Genomic DNA, 14,651 nt, shown 5'->3' on the forward strand with positions numbered 1-14,651 from the left:
ACATCAACCGGTCCGAGCGGTGGTACAGAAGTATCTTGTCCTAATGGTATAAAAAGCTGGTCAATCGGCCCAGATCTCTCAACTGTGACAGTTGTTTGTAACTAAAAAGTCATAGTTTAAAATGACGATGAAGTAACATCGTAATGGAGAACGTGGATTGTATACTTATTTTTACCCTAAAAACTTAGGCAAGTTCATTTCTTGCCTCTTTATTTATATTTTGTTTATTTTTGTTTTTCCTCACAATTCCAAATCTGAAGAGGAAAATATGAATGTGATATATCAAAATTCGCTGGAATCCGCAAATTTTTGTAAAAAAACTTTATTAGATAAGAATGATATTGTAAAGGTTGGAAATATAATATGTGCTTATGGTTCTATAAATAAAGAGTTTTCGCAAAAATTCTCCTCTATTCAAGTAGATAATGGCATGTACGTTGTTTTTAAGAGCGGTGGAGGTGACCTACTCTCTTCTGTTGATGTTGGAAATCATCTTTTAAATAAGGATATAACAGTTGTTGTTAGTGAATTTTGCCTTTCTGGTTGCGCTAACTACGCATTTTTAGCCGCAAAAAGAAAAGTGGTATTGCAAAATTCTTTTGTTGCATGGCACGGCGGAGCAGTAGATCCAGCCCTTTCTACGCCTGATGTGATAGAAATAAGAATTAAGGAAAGAGAGGCCGAGGATAAATTTTTTCAAAAAGTAAATATAAATCCAAAATTAATTCGAGACATACCTTCAGGTACAGATATAACTGAAGAAACAAAAAAAAATAGACTTTGGAGTCACGCGCCAAAAGTTCTTAGAGAAAAATGGAAAATTCCTGGGATAGTCTATATGTGGTTTCCGGTTCCCAGTGAGTCTGATCCAATTCCTGTCGCTACATTAACGAAATAGTAAAATAAATATTATTTTTCCAATTTTCGTTTTGGCGGAAAATCAAGAAGGAGATGTTATTGTTGAATTATATCTTATTGGTGGTGTATTGGTTGTGAGTTGCGTCATCTGCTTATCGAGGTCTACGTAGCGGAGGGTGTCCTTGGAGTCGGAGCTACCGCTTCGGGGGTTTTTGCGGCGGCGGCGCCAGTTCTCTTTGCAGCATCTGCTGCTGATATGGTTGCCTATCTAGCGGTTGCAGGGTATGATGAGAATGCTGGTGGAGGTGGTGCTTATTAATAATTTTTCATGATCGCTTGGATTTTTCTATTTATCCAACGCGATTTATAGGGTGCTTATATTTTATATTGAATTATTGATGGTTTAAAACTGCCATATATTTAATGATAATGTAAGCACCCGAAATTTTAATTTATTTTATGTGGAGATTGTTATGATTTGTTTTAAATACAATAAAGAAACTTACTTTTCTCTTGTTTATCCGGAGTTTAGAGTAAATTCTTTGTCATTCATACCTGCTGTTGCCGTGAAGGATATTAAATATTTCTGGTTTTCTATTTTGTTTGGGGTTGTTTCTATTATTTCAATAATATATATTTCATGTGAAAATTCTACTTATTTTAGTGATGAGCTTGGAGACTTTCTGTCTGCTTTTTATTTATTTTATATTAATATTCATATGTTTTACCTTTATTATAATTTTAACAAAATCTCAATATACTGCAAAATCGATATAATAAAAGTAAGTTACGTTGTATTGTTATCAATATGTGTATTTTTTATTTCCATGATAATTTCATTAATTTCCCTTATTTTCTTGCTGCATGGACATATTGTATACTTTATGTTATTTTTATTAACAATTTTATTGTCTATTTTAATCATGATGGCTATTAACTATTTCAAGATTTATAAAAGAAAGTTGAAATAAAATGTTAAATTTTATGTTGTAATAGTAACTTGATTGAGAACAAAGTGATCATCTTCCAATCCGAAGCCTCCGAATGCGGTCTCGCCTGTCTCGCCATGGTGGCCAGCCACCATGGCCATGAGATCGACCTGCCCGCCCTGCGCCGCCGCTTCTCCGTCTCCCTGAAAGGGACGACGATGAAGAGCATTGTGCTGATGGCCCAGAAAATGGGGCTCAGCGGGCGGGGGCTGCGGCTGGAGCCGGCGCAGGTGAAGGAACTGAAGCTGCCCTGCATCCTGCATTGGGACATGAATCATTTCGTGGTTCTCGCCGCCGTGCAGGGCGACAAGGTCACCATTCTGGACCCGGCCAAGGGCCGGCGGCGGATGGGCATGGCGGAACTGGCGCAGCATTTCACCGGGGTGGCGCTGGAACTGACCCCGACATCCGCGTTTGAGAAGCGCAAGGAACGCACACACCTGCCGCTGACCAGCCTTTGGGGCCGGATCGCCGGCATGAAAACCGCCCTGGCCCAGGCGCTGGTGCTGTCTGTCGTGCTGCAGCTTTTCGTCGTGGCCAGCCCCTTCTATATGCAGATCGCCGTGGATGAGGCGGTGGTGAAGGGGGATGAGGAGTTGCTCTGGGCGCTGGCCATCGGCTTTGGCCTGTTCATCCTGATCAAGCTGGTGGCGGAATGGCTGCGCGGGCGGGTGCTGCTGGTGCTGGGCGGTCTGGTCAACCATCAGATGGTGACAAACCTGTTCCACCATCTGCTGCGCCTGCCATTGGGCTGGTTTGAAAAACGCCATATCGGCGATCTGGTCAGCCGCTTCGGCTCCACCAAGCCCATCCGCGACCTGATCACCAATGGCCTGGTGGCGGCCCTGGTGGATGGGGTGATGGCCATCATCACCCTGGTGATGATCTTCTTCTATTCGGTGAAGTTGGCCATTATCGTGCTGGTGGCGCTGGCGCTTTATGTCGTGCTGCGCCTCGTCTCCTTCCATCTGCTGCGCCAGCGGGAGGAGGAGGTGATTGCCGCCAGCGCCAAGGAACAATCCAGCTTCATCGAAAGTGCGCGCGCCATCCAGACCATCAAGGTCTTCGGCCAGGAAAGCGCCAGGGAGGAGCTGTGGCAGAATCGCTATGCCGATACCATCATGCGCACACTGGGGCTGGGCCAGTTGAACCTGAATTTCAGCAGCGCCAACGGCCTGATCTATGGGCTGGAAAATATTGTCACCATCTATATCGGCGCCACGCTGGCGATGGAAAACCAGATCACCGTCGGGATGCTCTATGCCTTCATGAGCTATAAGGGCCAGTTCCTGGACAAGGCGACCAAGCTGCTGGAAACCGCCATCCAGTACCGGATGCTGGATCTGCATCTGGACCGCATTGCCGATATCGCCCTGTCACCGCGGGAAAAGGGGCTGGAGGGTGGGCCGGAACCCTTGATCCCGCATGTGCTGCAAGGCGGGATCAGCCTGCGCGGCATCACCTATCGCTATGCCGAAACGGAACCGGATGTGCTGTGCGGCATTGATCTGGATGTGGCGCCGGGGGAATTCATCGCCATCACCGGCGCCTCTGGCGGCGGCAAGACCACCTTGCTGAAGGTGATGCTGGGGCTGTTCCCGCCGGCGGCGGGGGAAATCTGTTTCGATGGGGTGCCGGCGGACCATATCGGCCCCACCGCGCTGCGCGCCCAGATGGGGGTGGTGATGCAGGATGATCAACTGCTCTCCGGCTCCTTGGCGGAGAATATCACCTTTTTCGACCCCGCCCCCGACCTGCCGCTGATGCGCCAATGCGCCGCCATTGCTGGGATTGATGCCGATATCATGGCCATGCCGATGAATTACAATACGCTGGTGGGTGATATGGGGGCGGCGCTTTCCGGCGGGCAACGCCAGCGGGTGCTGTTGGCCCGCGCGCTGTACCGCCGCCCGCGCATCCTGTTCATGGATGAAGGCACCAGCCATCTGGATGTGGAGAAGGAGCGGGAGGTGAACCACCACATCGCCCAACTGGGCATCACCCGCATCACCATCGCCCACCGCCCGGAAACCATCGCAGCGGCGGGGCGGGTGCTGGCTTTGGTCGGGGGCCGTTTGCTGCCGGTACAGCGGCCTGTGACGGTGGCGCCAGTGGTCCCGTCCGGTGGGATCGCAGCAGAATAGGGGGAGGGCTGGAATTGGGCAGACGACCAGTACAAGAACCTGCTCGACTTTCCTTATCGTTTAACCGGCATTTCCTATTTTGTGCGAGATGACGGGACAAAAAGTAACATCATGGTGTTTGCGGTTATTTTGACAATCATCTCGATGGTAAGAATTATGATTATTTTCCGATATAATAATGAGGATTTATTTTCTATAACATGCCCTACATATCGACTAAAGTGGATAAAATTTATCCCAGCCGTGAAGATGGTTGGGATAAATACACTGTTTTTTGTTTGTTAAATCTATTGGGTGCGGTTTCTACTTTTTTCATGGATATCAACATTGAGTTTTTGGAGGAAGAAAATCTTGATGTGCTGTTTTCATTTTTCTATCTAGCTGTCACCAATGTAAACATGGCCATTATCGTACTGCGCACTCGACAAGTTCCACTAACTTTCCCAATTCAAGTGCGGCCAGTCCCAAAAATCCTTTTGGCCTATGGAGGATCTGTTTTCATTTTTATTTCTTTAGGGGTAGTGACATTATTCAGAAGCTCTGATTCTTCTGTTTTTAGATTATTTATATTATTTTTGTTTTCTTTCTTGTTGTTGATTTTTGTTTTGTCCTGGCGAAATTATAACCTGATCTATAAAGGCCGCACGGGGTGATATTGGTCGTGAGGTGCATTGGTCGCAGGTGGCCGCCCCGACCAATGCATTCCTCAGCGTCTCTTTTGTTTTTCAGGTGAATTGGAGGAAAAAATGGATCAAATTAAAATTAAGTGAGATAATCGGAAATTGTACGTCAGCATATTATTGGGATTTTTATTTGTGGCATCAATGTATCTTGGATATTTTTTCGGAAAAGATTTTGCCCTGAATGAAAGAAGCCGGGCGGAGGCGCAGCGGCCGGTGTCAGCCGCTGCGCCGTAATCCCTACTTCCCCTCCCCCTTCAGCATCGCCCGGCGCTTTTCCGCCAGCGGGGAGACATAGCCTGGTACTTCCGGCGGCACATCCTCCGCATAGGCTTCCAGGGTGCCGCGCACGCCTTCGTCGGGGCCGTCGGTCGGCTGTTCCAGCAGGTGGGGGTGGGCGCGTTCCACACGCTTCAGCACGGCCTTCGGAATATCCTCCACCGTGCCGGTGATCTTGTAGCTGTGCATCCGGCCCATCAGCACGCCCTGCACCCCGCTCTGGCCCATGCGCATCCAGGGCCACCAGGGGGCCTGGCGCATGAAACCGGCATGGAAGCGGGCGCTTTCCAGGGAGCGGTCGTCAATCTCCCCCGTCGGTGTGAACAGGGTGAAATGTTCGGATGGGTTGACGCGCCGCCCGGTGGAAGCCTTGGGCCAGCCCTCCGGCGTCACCGGGTTGGTATATTCATGCGCGTAATCCCAGCTCAGCAGATACTGGTCGCCGATACGCTGCCAAGGCAGCAGGAAGGGTTTGCCCTTCTGGGACTTGCTGCCCCCCTGGGTGCTATGGTCATTATTAACGGTTTCGCTGTCGCCGACCTTGAAGACCTTCTGTTCCAGGCTCAGCGAGCCGCGCCAGCGGTCATTGACGAAGGGGAACACCTCCACCCGCTCCCCGGTCCAGGGATTGTCCCAATGGTCGATGATCTCCCCCGTCGCCAGATCGGTGAAGAAACCGCATTCCTTGCCCAGCACCTTCAGCGAGCCATCGGGCTGCATGATGTTGCGGTTATTGCCGAAGCCGCAATAGCCGAACAGGGGCACGGCGCGTTTGTCGCCAACGATGGCATATTGCACACCCTGATAGCCCGACAGCACCGATTTCGGCCCCAGCGTGCCCCACATCTTGCCGAACCCGTACAGGTTCTCCCGCGGGTCGGTAATATCCAGCGGGCGGATATTCCCCTTGGCCGGCTGGGGCGTGGCGGCAAAACCGGGGGCCGCTGCCATGGCCCCCATGCCGGCCATGCCGCCGAAAATGGACCGCCGCGTCAGTGACCGCATGATCGCTTCATGGAACATCCTGCACCCCTGTCCTGCTTGTCATTATCGGAAAGGCTGAGGCACCAGCCCTTCACCATGGACAATGCGGGCTTTGGCGGATGCGGGCAGGGGGATCGGCGACCGCTGTCCACCAGACGGCGCCACCGGATGGGGCACAAAACGGTTGCAAAACTGTCTCGTACCGCGGCCAAATCGGGTGTATTGTTTTAAAATATTAAACTGTCCTGATATTCTCCTTTTGATCCGGGGGCTCGGTCATGCGCTTCTCTCTGATGTGCGGCGGCATTTTATTGCTGACGGCTCTGCGCGCATCCTTGTCCTTGGCGGCGGAGCCGGCTCCGCCCGCCGGGTTGGAGATGGAGGATGAGGTGGTCGTGCAGGCCTGGCATCCCTCACCCGCCCAGATTGACGATTTTGTCCGCGAAGCCCTGCCGACAAAGGGGGCCAAGCAGCTGGCCCGCTGGTACCGCCCGGTTTGCACGGTCGTTCTGGGCCTGCCGCCGGCACAGGCGGCCCTGGTTCAGCACAGGCTGCAAGCGGCTGCCACGGGCCCGGCGGAACTGCCACCCCCCCGTCCGGGCTGCAAGCCCAATATTGCCATCTTCGCTACCGATGACCCGGATGGTTTGATTGAGGGCTTGATCCAGCGGTACCCCACTATCTATCGCCCCGACCTGACGGGGGAGTTTCGGCGGATTCTGGCGAAACCCCGCGATGCCGGGGGGGCTATCCGTGTCTGGTACCGCACGGTGACCACCAGTTCCGTGGGATTATCGCCAGAGATGGCGGGGGAGGGGGGCCGTGTGACGCCGGTTTTCAGCTCCGTCTTCGCGTCCCGCATCGTCATCCCGGTACGGTCGGAGATGCTGCGTGTGCTGATGATTCTCGATCCCCGCCAGGTTCAGGGGCGCGGGGTGGAGGCGGTCGCCGACCATATGGCCATGCTGGCGCTGGGCCAGTTCGATGGGGATGTCGCAGCAGGCATACCGACCATTCTCAACCTGTTCAGCGGTGATCCTGCTGTGATGCCAACCGTGATGACGGAATGGGACAAGACGATGCTGCGCGGGCTGTATGCCGCGCAGGAGGATCGAACGATCTGGTCACAACGTCGCGATGTCGTCCGCCACATGCGAGAGGCGATCGAGAAGCCTTAAGCCTCAGCGCTGCGCGGCCGGAAAGCCCCCACCTTCTCCGGGTAACGCGGCCCCAGGGCCGATGCCGGGGCGGTGAGGCCCGCCAGCGGGGCGTCATCCCCGGCATCCAGATAGGCGCGCAGCAGGCTGGCGGCATCATCGGCATAAAGGTCCAGGAAGCCATGGCCCCAGCCGGGTACCTCCAGCAACCGGCTCTGTGGGGCGATGCCCGCCGCCCGCCGGCTCTGCACATCCAGGTCATCCCCGGTGACCAGCACCAGCAGCGGCTGTTTCACCCCCGGTAAACGGCCGGCCATATCATAGGCAAAGGCGGCCTGATGCCCCCAGGCCGCCTTGCGCCCACCCAGCAGCGCATCGGGGAAGCGTTCGGAGATTTCCTCCACATCCACGCCAGGGCGGTTATGGTGGTAATAGAAGCCCTGCCAGCGATCCAGAATATGGCTGCCATCCGCCTGGGCCGGCCGTTCGTGATAGAAGGCGCGGAACTGGGCGCGTTCTTCATCGGTGATGATGGGGGCGGCGACGGTGACCAGCCGGCGCACCCGGTCGGGCGCCTGATTGGCGATCTCCACCGCGATCATCGACCCGGTGTGATAGCCCAGCAGGTCAACCGGCCCCGTTATGCCCAGGGCTGTCAGCCCAGCCAGCAGGGCGGCGGCATAATCCCCGATGGCGGGCGGTTCCGCCGGCGCGTCCGACAGGCCGAAACCCGGCGTATCAAAGGCGATAGTCAGCCTGTCGCTGCCCATGCGGGCCAGCAGGTTCTCGAAGACCCGCCCGCTCATCGGGCTCATATGGATGCAGAGCAGAGGGGGCTTTGACTTGTCAGCTCCTTCCGCGGGACGGGCCAGCCGCAGATGCATTTGCCCGTGGGGACCATCCACATAGGCGCGCCTGACCGGTACCATATCCCGCCTCCACATCTATTGATCTATCTATAGATCATTGTTTGTTGCAGGATGATGCCTTGCCTTGGGCGCTGTCAATCCCATCTCATCCCCATCATGCGCGATGAAGAAAGTTCTCTGCAGGGCCGTCTGGCGCGATATGCCCGGGTTGGCACCACCATGGGGGGCCTTGCCGCCAAGCTGGCCGGCGAGCGGTTCCTGGGTATCAAGCTGGAGCGGGAGGCGCACGCGGCGGAATTGCGGGCAGCCCTGGGAGGCTTGAAAGGGCCGCTGATGAAGGTGGCGCAAATCCTGTCCACCATTCCTGATGCCTTGCCAGCGGAATATGTGCAGGAACTGGCACAGCTTCAGTCTGATGCCCCGTCCATGGGCTGGCCCTTCGTGAAGCGGCGGATGCAGGCTGAACTGGGACCGGACTGGCAACAGCGCTTCACCGGGTTTGAGAAGGAGGCGGCATCCGCTGCCTCACTCGGCCAGGTGCATCGCGCCACCGCCCTGGATGGTGCGGCGCTGGCCTGCAAGCTGCAATATCCCGACATGCAGTCCGCCGTGGCGGCGGATTTACAGCAATTGAAACTGCTGTTCGCCGTCTATGCCCGCTATGACAAGGCGGTGCGCACCGACCAGATTCAAGATGAATTGGCGGAACGGCTGAAGGAGGAACTGGATTACGCCCGCGAGGCGCGGCACCTGACGCTTTACCGCCACATGCTGGCCGATGTGCCGGGCGTGCATGTGCCGGCCCTGCACCCCGAGCTTAGCAGCGGCCGGCTGCTGACCATGGAATGGGTGGAGGGCGTGAAGATCACCCAGTTCAAGGATGCGCCGCTGGAACTGCGCAACCAGTTGGCCTTGCACATGTTCCGGGCCTGGTACGTGCCCTTTTACCGCTATGGCATCATCCATGGTGATCCGCATCTGGGCAATTACACGGTGCGGGCGGATCATACGATCAACCTGCTGGATTTCGGCTGTGTGCGCATCTTCCCGCCCACATTCGTGGCGGGTGTGATTGAGCTTTATGAGGCGCTGCGCACGCAGGATACTGACCGCGCGGCGGCGGCCTATGAAAGCTGGGGCTTCCGCAACCTGACGCGGGAACTGGTGGAGGTGCTGAATATCTGGGCCGGCTTCATCTATGCCCCACTGCTGGAAGATCGGGTGCGGGCGCTGGAGGAAACCAATAATGGCCGCTATGGTCAGGCCACTGCCGCCAAGGTGCATGAGGAATTGCGCCGGGTGGGTGGTGTGGAAATCCCGCGCGAATTCGTCTTCATGGACCGGGCGGCCATTGGCCTCGGCTCGGTCTTCCTGCATCTGCGGGCGGAACTGAACTGGTTCCAGCATTTCCAGGAACTGGTCGAGGGGTTCAGCACCGACACCCTTGCCGCGCGGCAGGCGATGGCCTTGCAGGTGGCGGGGCTGTAGTGGGATAAGGTTGGTTTGGTTTCTCGATTTACGGGAAAAATCAGCCATTATAGGATGATCTTCGACTTTTGCCGGAGAGGGGAGTCCAGAGCAATGGGTGAGGCCTGCCAACCAAAAGCACGCGTCAGTATTTCACGGATCGGTATTTCCTTTTTCAAAGGGGCGTGCGCCGGTTGGGCTGCGGTCATCCTTCTGGCGGCGACCGGTGACGTGCTGGGCCTTTGGAACGTGTGGTGACGCTGGAAGATTGTCGAAGGCGTCCGCTCGCGCGCGAGCGAATTTGCAGGAATGACTGAAAGCGGGTGACGGTGGGGCCAGCATTGCTGCCGGCCCCCCGTACACACTTCCTTACCCCGCCAGCAGCCCCCTCAATTGCCGGCTGGCGACGGCCAGCATGGCGATATCCACGCTGGAGGCGGCGCGCAACTCGGTCAGCAGGCTGTTGATCCGGTCCAGCGGGCCCTGGCGCTGGGCGATCCAGACTTCCAGCGGGTTGCTGCCCGGCTGGGCCAGCACGCGTGCCGTCAGCCGTGCCTGCAGGCTGAACAGATCATCCAGGATGGCGGCCACGGCCTGACGCTGCCAGTGATTGTCGGCCTTCACATCCAAGGTGCGGGCGCGCAGCGTATCCAGCCCCAGCCGGTCGCCCAGCTGGAAGTAAAGGGCGGCCACATCCGGCGCCGGCTTGCCGGTTTCCACCGTCACGGCGGCGATGTCGGTCGCCGCCGCCAGGGCGGGCAACTGGGCGATATGGGAAGCCAGATCGCCCGGCACCTGCTGTTCCGACCAGCGCCCCGCATGTTCGGCCACCCATTTCAGCGCCGCCGGGGAGAGCAGGCCGGCCAGATCGCCGGCCAGTTCCGCCACCACCGGGGCCAGCCGGGCAATCTCCGCCTGGATATCCAGCGGATAGGCGCCATGGGCCAGCACCCAGGGCACGGCCCGCCGCATCAGATGTCCGGTATAGAGCATCATTTCAGTCTGCGCCCGTGCCGGGGCCTTGGCGTCCAACGCCTCCACCGCATCCCACAGGGCGCGCAGGCCAAAGGCATCGCGTACCACCAGATAGGCGCGGGCCACATCATCGGCCCCGCGCCCGGTCTGTTCCACCATTTCCCAGGTGAAGGTGGGGCCGACGCGGTTGACCATGCCGTTGGTGACGGCGGTGCAGATAATCTCCCGCCGCAACTGGTGCCCGGCCACCGCGTCTGGGAAACGGTCCTGAAGGGCCTTGGGGAAATAGCGCACCAGATCGCCCAGCACGGCCGTATCATCCGGCAGGCCGCTGGCCAGCAACTGGTCGTACAGGTCGATCTTGGCATAGGCCAGCAGCACGGCCAGTTCCGGCCGCGTCAGCCCCTGGCGGTTGGCGACGCGGGCGGCCACCTCCTCATCATCGGGCAGGAACTCAATGGCGCGGGACAGTTTGCCCGCCTTTTCCATGCTGCGGGCGAACCGGGTCTGGTCCTCCAGCGTGTCCGCCGCGTTGGCCTGGGCGATGGTCAGGGCCTGGGTCTGCTTGTAATTGTCGGTCAGCACCAGGGCGGCTACCTCATCGGTCATTTCCGCCAGCAGCTTGTCGCGCTGTTCGCGGGTCATGCCGCCCTTGTCCATCACATCCCGCAGCAGGATCTTGATATTCACCTCATGGTCAGAGGTGTCCACCCCGGCGGAATTGTCGATGGCGTCGGTGTTGATGGCGATGCCGGCTTGCGCCGCCTCCACCCGGCCGCGCTGGGTGAAGCCCAGATTGGCGCCTTCGCCCACCACCTTCACCCGCAGGTCACGGCCATTGATGCGGATGGCATCATTGGCCTTGTCGCCGGCATCGGCATTGCTTTCCGCGTGCGACTTCACATAGGTGCCGATGCCGCCCAGCCACAGCAATTCCACCCGTGCCTTCAGGATGGCCTGCATCAGGGCGGCCGGTGTCAGCCGTTCATTGGGGATATCCAGCGCCTGACGGATTTCCGGGCTCAGCTGGATGAATTTCGCCGACCGGTCGAAAATGCCGCCACCGGGCGACAGCAGCGATGCATCATAATCCGCCCAGGAGGAACGGCCGAGATCGAACAGGCGCTTACGCTCTGCCCAGCTGGTCGCCGCATCCGGGTTGGGATCGATGAAGATATGGCGATGGTCGAAGGCGGCGATCAGGCGGATATGGCGCGACAGCAACATACCATTGCCGAACACGTCGCCCGACATGTCGCCCACGCCGACCACGCTGAAATCCTCCTGCTGGATATCCTTGCCCCGTTCGCGGAAATGGCGCTTCACCGCCTCCCACGCGCCGCGCGCGGTGATGCCCATGCCCTTATGATCGTACCCGGCGGAGCCGCCCGACGCGAAGGCATCATCCAGCCAGAAACCGTAATCGCGCGACACGCCATTGGCGATGTCGGAGAAGGTGGCTGTGCCCTTGTCGGCGGCCACCACCAGATAGGGATCGTCACTGTCCAGCCGCACCACATCGATGGGCGGGATCACCTCCCCCTTCTTCAGGTTGTCGGTGATGTCCAGCAGGCCGCGCATCATGGTCTTGTAGCATTCGACCACTTCGGCCATCAGCGCCTCACGCCCCGCCGTGGGCGGCGGCGGGTTCTTCACCACAAAGCCGCCCTTGCTGCCCACCGGCACGATCACCGCATTCTTGACGATCTGCGCCTTGATCAGGCCCAGAATCTCGGTGCGGAAATCCTCCTTGCGGTCGGACCAGCGGATGCCGCCGCGCGCCACCTTGCCGCCGCGCAGATGGATGGCCTCTACCCGCGGGCTGTACACCCAGATTTCCCGCCAGGGGCGGGGCAGGGGCAGTTCGTCAATGGCGGTGCTGTCCAGCTTGAAGCTGACATAGGGCTTGGGGGCGCCATCCGCCCCCTTCTGGAAATAATTGGTGCGAAGGGTGGACCGGATCAGGTTCAGCATCCGGCGCAGGATGCGGTCCTCATCCAGGTTGGAGACACCATCCAGCGCATGGTCGATTTCCAGGATCAGGCCCTTGCGCTTCACATCCACCGCATCGCGGCCGAACTGCGCCAGGAAGGCCGGATCATGGCTGACGCGGAACAGATCGATCAGCCGGCGGGCGATGGCGGCATGGGCCGCCAGCGTATTCTCGATATATTCCTGGGTCAGGTCGAACTTGGCCTGTTTCAGGTACTTGGCATAGGCGCGGAAAACCACCACCTCCCGCCAGGACAGGCCGCCGGCCAGCACCAGCCGGTTCAGCCCGTCGCTCTGCGCCTCACCGGTCCAGACGCGCAGAAACGCATCCTCGAAGGCGGCCTTGATCTTTTCCAGCTCCACCGCCCTTCCGTCGGTGGTCAGCATGTCGAAATCCTGGATGAAGATATTGGCCGGCTGGTCTGGCACCTCCACCTCATAGGGGCCGCCTTCGGCCAGGATGCGCAGGCCCAGATGTTCCAGCATCGGCAGAACCTTGGACAGTTCCACCGGGGAGCCGGACTGATAGACCTTGAAGTAAAGCTGATGGCTTTCCGCCTCCACCGGGCGGTGCAGGTTCAGCGCCAGACGGCCGGTGGCCAGCGCCTGTTCGATGCGGGCAATATCCACCACCGCCTCATCCGGGCCATAGGCTTCCTGATAGGAGGCGGGCAGGGCCTGGAGATATTTGCGGGCCAGCGCCAGCCCGGCGGCTTCGCCCTTCTCTTCCACCAAAGCCTGGGACAGCCGGTCGCGCCAGCCGCGGGCGGCCTCGATCAACTGGGTTTCCAGCTCCACCACATCCACATCCGGCGGCGCGCCATTGGTCTGGATGATCAGATGGACACGGGCCAGCACGCTTTCCGACAGGGTGACATGCGCCTGAGAAGTGGTGCCGCCATAGGCCTTCTCGATCAGGCCCTGCAAGCGGCGGCGCAGATCGGTATCGTAACGATCACGCGGAACATAGATCAGTGCGGAAACGAAACGGTTGAACGGGTCTTTACGCACGAACAGGGCCACGCGCTGGCGGTCCTGCAATTGCAGCACGCCCAGGGCGATGTCATGCAGTTCGTCGTCGCTGATCTGGAACAGCTCGTCACGCGGGAAGGTTTCCAGAATATGCAGCAGGGCCTTGCCATCATGGCCGCGCGGGTCAAACCCGGTGCGGTCCATCAGCCGGTTCACCTTCTGCCGCAGATAGGGGATATCGCGGGCCGAGCGGTTATAGGCGGTGCTGGTGAACAGGCCGGCGAACAGCCGTTCGCCAATCTCCTCCCCCTGTTCATTGAACAGCTTCACCATCACCGCATCCAGCGGCGCGCGGCGATGCACGGTGCTGTCCTTATTGGCCTTGGTGACCATCAGGAAGCGCTGCTGGCGCACGAAGCTGCGCACTTCCGGCGGCAGGGTGGAGAAATGGCGCAGCCCGTCAAAGACGCTGACATCATCGTCGCGCAGCACGCCCAGCCCCTGGCCCCGCTGAATCTCCAGCGTTGCCTCGCCATTATCCTGGCCGAAGCGATATTCGCGCACGCCCAGGAAGATGAAATGTTCCTCATCCATCCAGCGCAGGAAGGAGAGGCCTTCGTCGATTTCCGCCGCCGGCAGGGGCGGGCGGCCGGTGCTGCTGTCCAGCAGGGTTTCGGCCAGCCGTTCGCGCATGGTGGTGAAATCGACCACGGCGGCGCGCACATCGCCCAGCACCTTCAGGATGCCGCTGCGCAGCGCTTCCAGTTCCGCCGCACCGGCGATCTGGTCCACCTCAATATGCATCACCGATTCGGCGATGGCATCGGCGGGGGCAGCATCGGGCTCAAACAGGGTGGCGATCTTGCCATCGGCCCCGCGCGTCAGGCGCAGCACCGGATGCACCACCAGATGCACGGTCAGGCCATGGCGGTTCAGTTCGGCGGAAACGCTGTCCACCAGGAAAGGCATGTCGTCATTGACGATTTCCACCACCGTGTGGTGGGCGTGCCAGCCATCGGCATCCACGCGCGGATTCATCACCCGCACCAGCGTTTCACCCGGATGGCGGGTGCAGCCGAACTGCCAGATGGCGAGCGCTGCACCATAGAGTTCATCGGCACTGGACCGCAGCATATCCTCGGCTGAGACATTGCGGTAGAACTGCCGCACGAAGGTTTCGGCCAGTGCGGCCTTCTCCTTGGGCAGACGGGCGCGCAATTTGGCGACCACCTGTTCCACCAGCTCGGACTTCCGCTGTTCGAGCTTGTACGCCATGACTTCTCTC

The 14,651-nt window shown here is 58.3% G+C and carries 8 protein-coding genes; 5 read left to right on the top strand and 3 right to left on the bottom strand.

The window, feature by feature from the left end; genetic code table 11:
* The first annotated feature begins 157 nt into the window (after positions 1-157).
* The 3 genes from CHB97_RS25750 (at position 158) to CHB97_RS25755 (ending at position 4,644) form a co-directional block, all read left to right on the top strand.
* Positions 158-898: a hypothetical protein gene (locus CHB97_RS25750; protein ID WP_143270669.1), complete on the top strand. Its 741-nt coding sequence runs from the start codon at positions 158-160 to the stop codon at positions 896-898.
* Positions 899-1,873: 975 nt separating this feature from the next.
* Entirely contained in the window at positions 1,874-3,991 is a 2,118-nt protein-coding gene (locus tag CHB97_RS02075; RefSeq protein ID WP_244559347.1) for a peptidase domain-containing ABC transporter, read from the top strand.
* Between the two features lie 200 nt (positions 3,992-4,191).
* Entirely contained in the window at positions 4,192-4,644 is a 453-nt protein-coding gene (locus CHB97_RS25755) for a hypothetical protein (RefSeq protein ID WP_143270670.1), read from the top strand.
* 267 nt (positions 4,645-4,911) lie between these two features.
* On the opposite strand, the gene CHB97_RS02080 is transcribed toward CHB97_RS25755, so the two are convergent.
* Positions 4,912-5,973: a DUF1838 family protein gene (locus tag CHB97_RS02080; protein WP_089286267.1), complete on the bottom strand. Its 1,062-nt coding sequence runs from the start codon at positions 5,971-5,973 to the stop codon at positions 4,912-4,914.
* A 239-nt stretch (positions 5,974-6,212) separates the two neighbouring features.
* Here CHB97_RS02080 and CHB97_RS02085 point away from each other — a divergent pair, with 239 nt between their 5' ends.
* Positions 6,213-7,112 carry a hypothetical protein gene (locus CHB97_RS02085; protein ID WP_089286268.1) on the top strand — a complete coding sequence of 300 codons (900 nt, stop codon included), beginning with the start codon at positions 6,213-6,215 and terminating at the stop codon, positions 7,110-7,112.
* Here the strand turns inward: CHB97_RS02085 and CHB97_RS02090 are convergent.
* Positions 7,109-8,020 carry an alpha/beta fold hydrolase gene (locus tag CHB97_RS02090; protein ID WP_160105481.1) on the bottom strand — a complete coding sequence of 304 codons (912 nt, stop codon included), beginning with the start codon at positions 8,018-8,020 and terminating at the stop codon, positions 7,109-7,111. The two genes, CHB97_RS02085 and CHB97_RS02090, sit on opposite strands and share 4 nt — an antisense overlap.
* Before the next feature lie 96 nt (positions 8,021-8,116).
* Here CHB97_RS02090 and CHB97_RS02095 point away from each other — a divergent pair, with 96 nt between their 5' ends.
* Positions 8,117-9,448, top strand: coding sequence for an AarF/ABC1/UbiB kinase family protein (locus CHB97_RS02095; protein WP_089286270.1), 1,332 nt, complete (start codon positions 8,117-8,119; stop codon positions 9,446-9,448).
* Between the two features lie 348 nt (positions 9,449-9,796).
* On the opposite strand, the gene CHB97_RS02100 is transcribed toward CHB97_RS02095, so the two are convergent.
* Positions 9,797-14,641, bottom strand: coding sequence for an NAD-glutamate dehydrogenase (locus CHB97_RS02100; RefSeq protein ID WP_089286271.1), 4,845 nt, complete (start codon positions 14,639-14,641; stop codon positions 9,797-9,799).
* Between the last annotated feature and the right edge of the window lie 10 nt (positions 14,642-14,651).

Origin of the sequence: Azospirillum sp. RU38E, from assembly GCF_900188385.1 — a bacterium.
GTDB lineage: Bacteria > Pseudomonadota > Alphaproteobacteria > Azospirillales > Azospirillaceae > Niveispirillum.

What these genes read in the sequence shown, in the direction of transcription:
- CHB97_RS02095 (WP_089286270.1), top strand. Translation starts at nt 8,117, where the DNA reads ATGCGCGATGAAGAAAGTTCTCTGCAGGGCCGTCTGGCGCGATATGCC.
- CHB97_RS02080 (WP_089286267.1), bottom strand. Translation starts at nt 5,973, where the DNA reads ATGTTCCATGAAGCGATCATGCGGTCACTGACGCGGCGGTCCATTTTC.
- CHB97_RS25755 (WP_143270670.1), top strand. Translation starts at nt 4,192, where the DNA reads ATGCCCTACATATCGACTAAAGTGGATAAAATTTATCCCAGCCGTGAA.
- CHB97_RS02090 (WP_160105481.1), bottom strand. Translation starts at nt 8,020, where the DNA reads ATGGTACCGGTCAGGCGCGCCTATGTGGATGGTCCCCACGGGCAAATG.
- CHB97_RS02085 (WP_089286268.1), top strand. Translation starts at nt 6,213, where the DNA reads ATGCGCTTCTCTCTGATGTGCGGCGGCATTTTATTGCTGACGGCTCTG.
- CHB97_RS02100 (WP_089286271.1), bottom strand. Translation starts at nt 14,641, where the DNA reads ATGGCGTACAAGCTCGAACAGCGGAAGTCCGAGCTGGTGGAACAGGTG.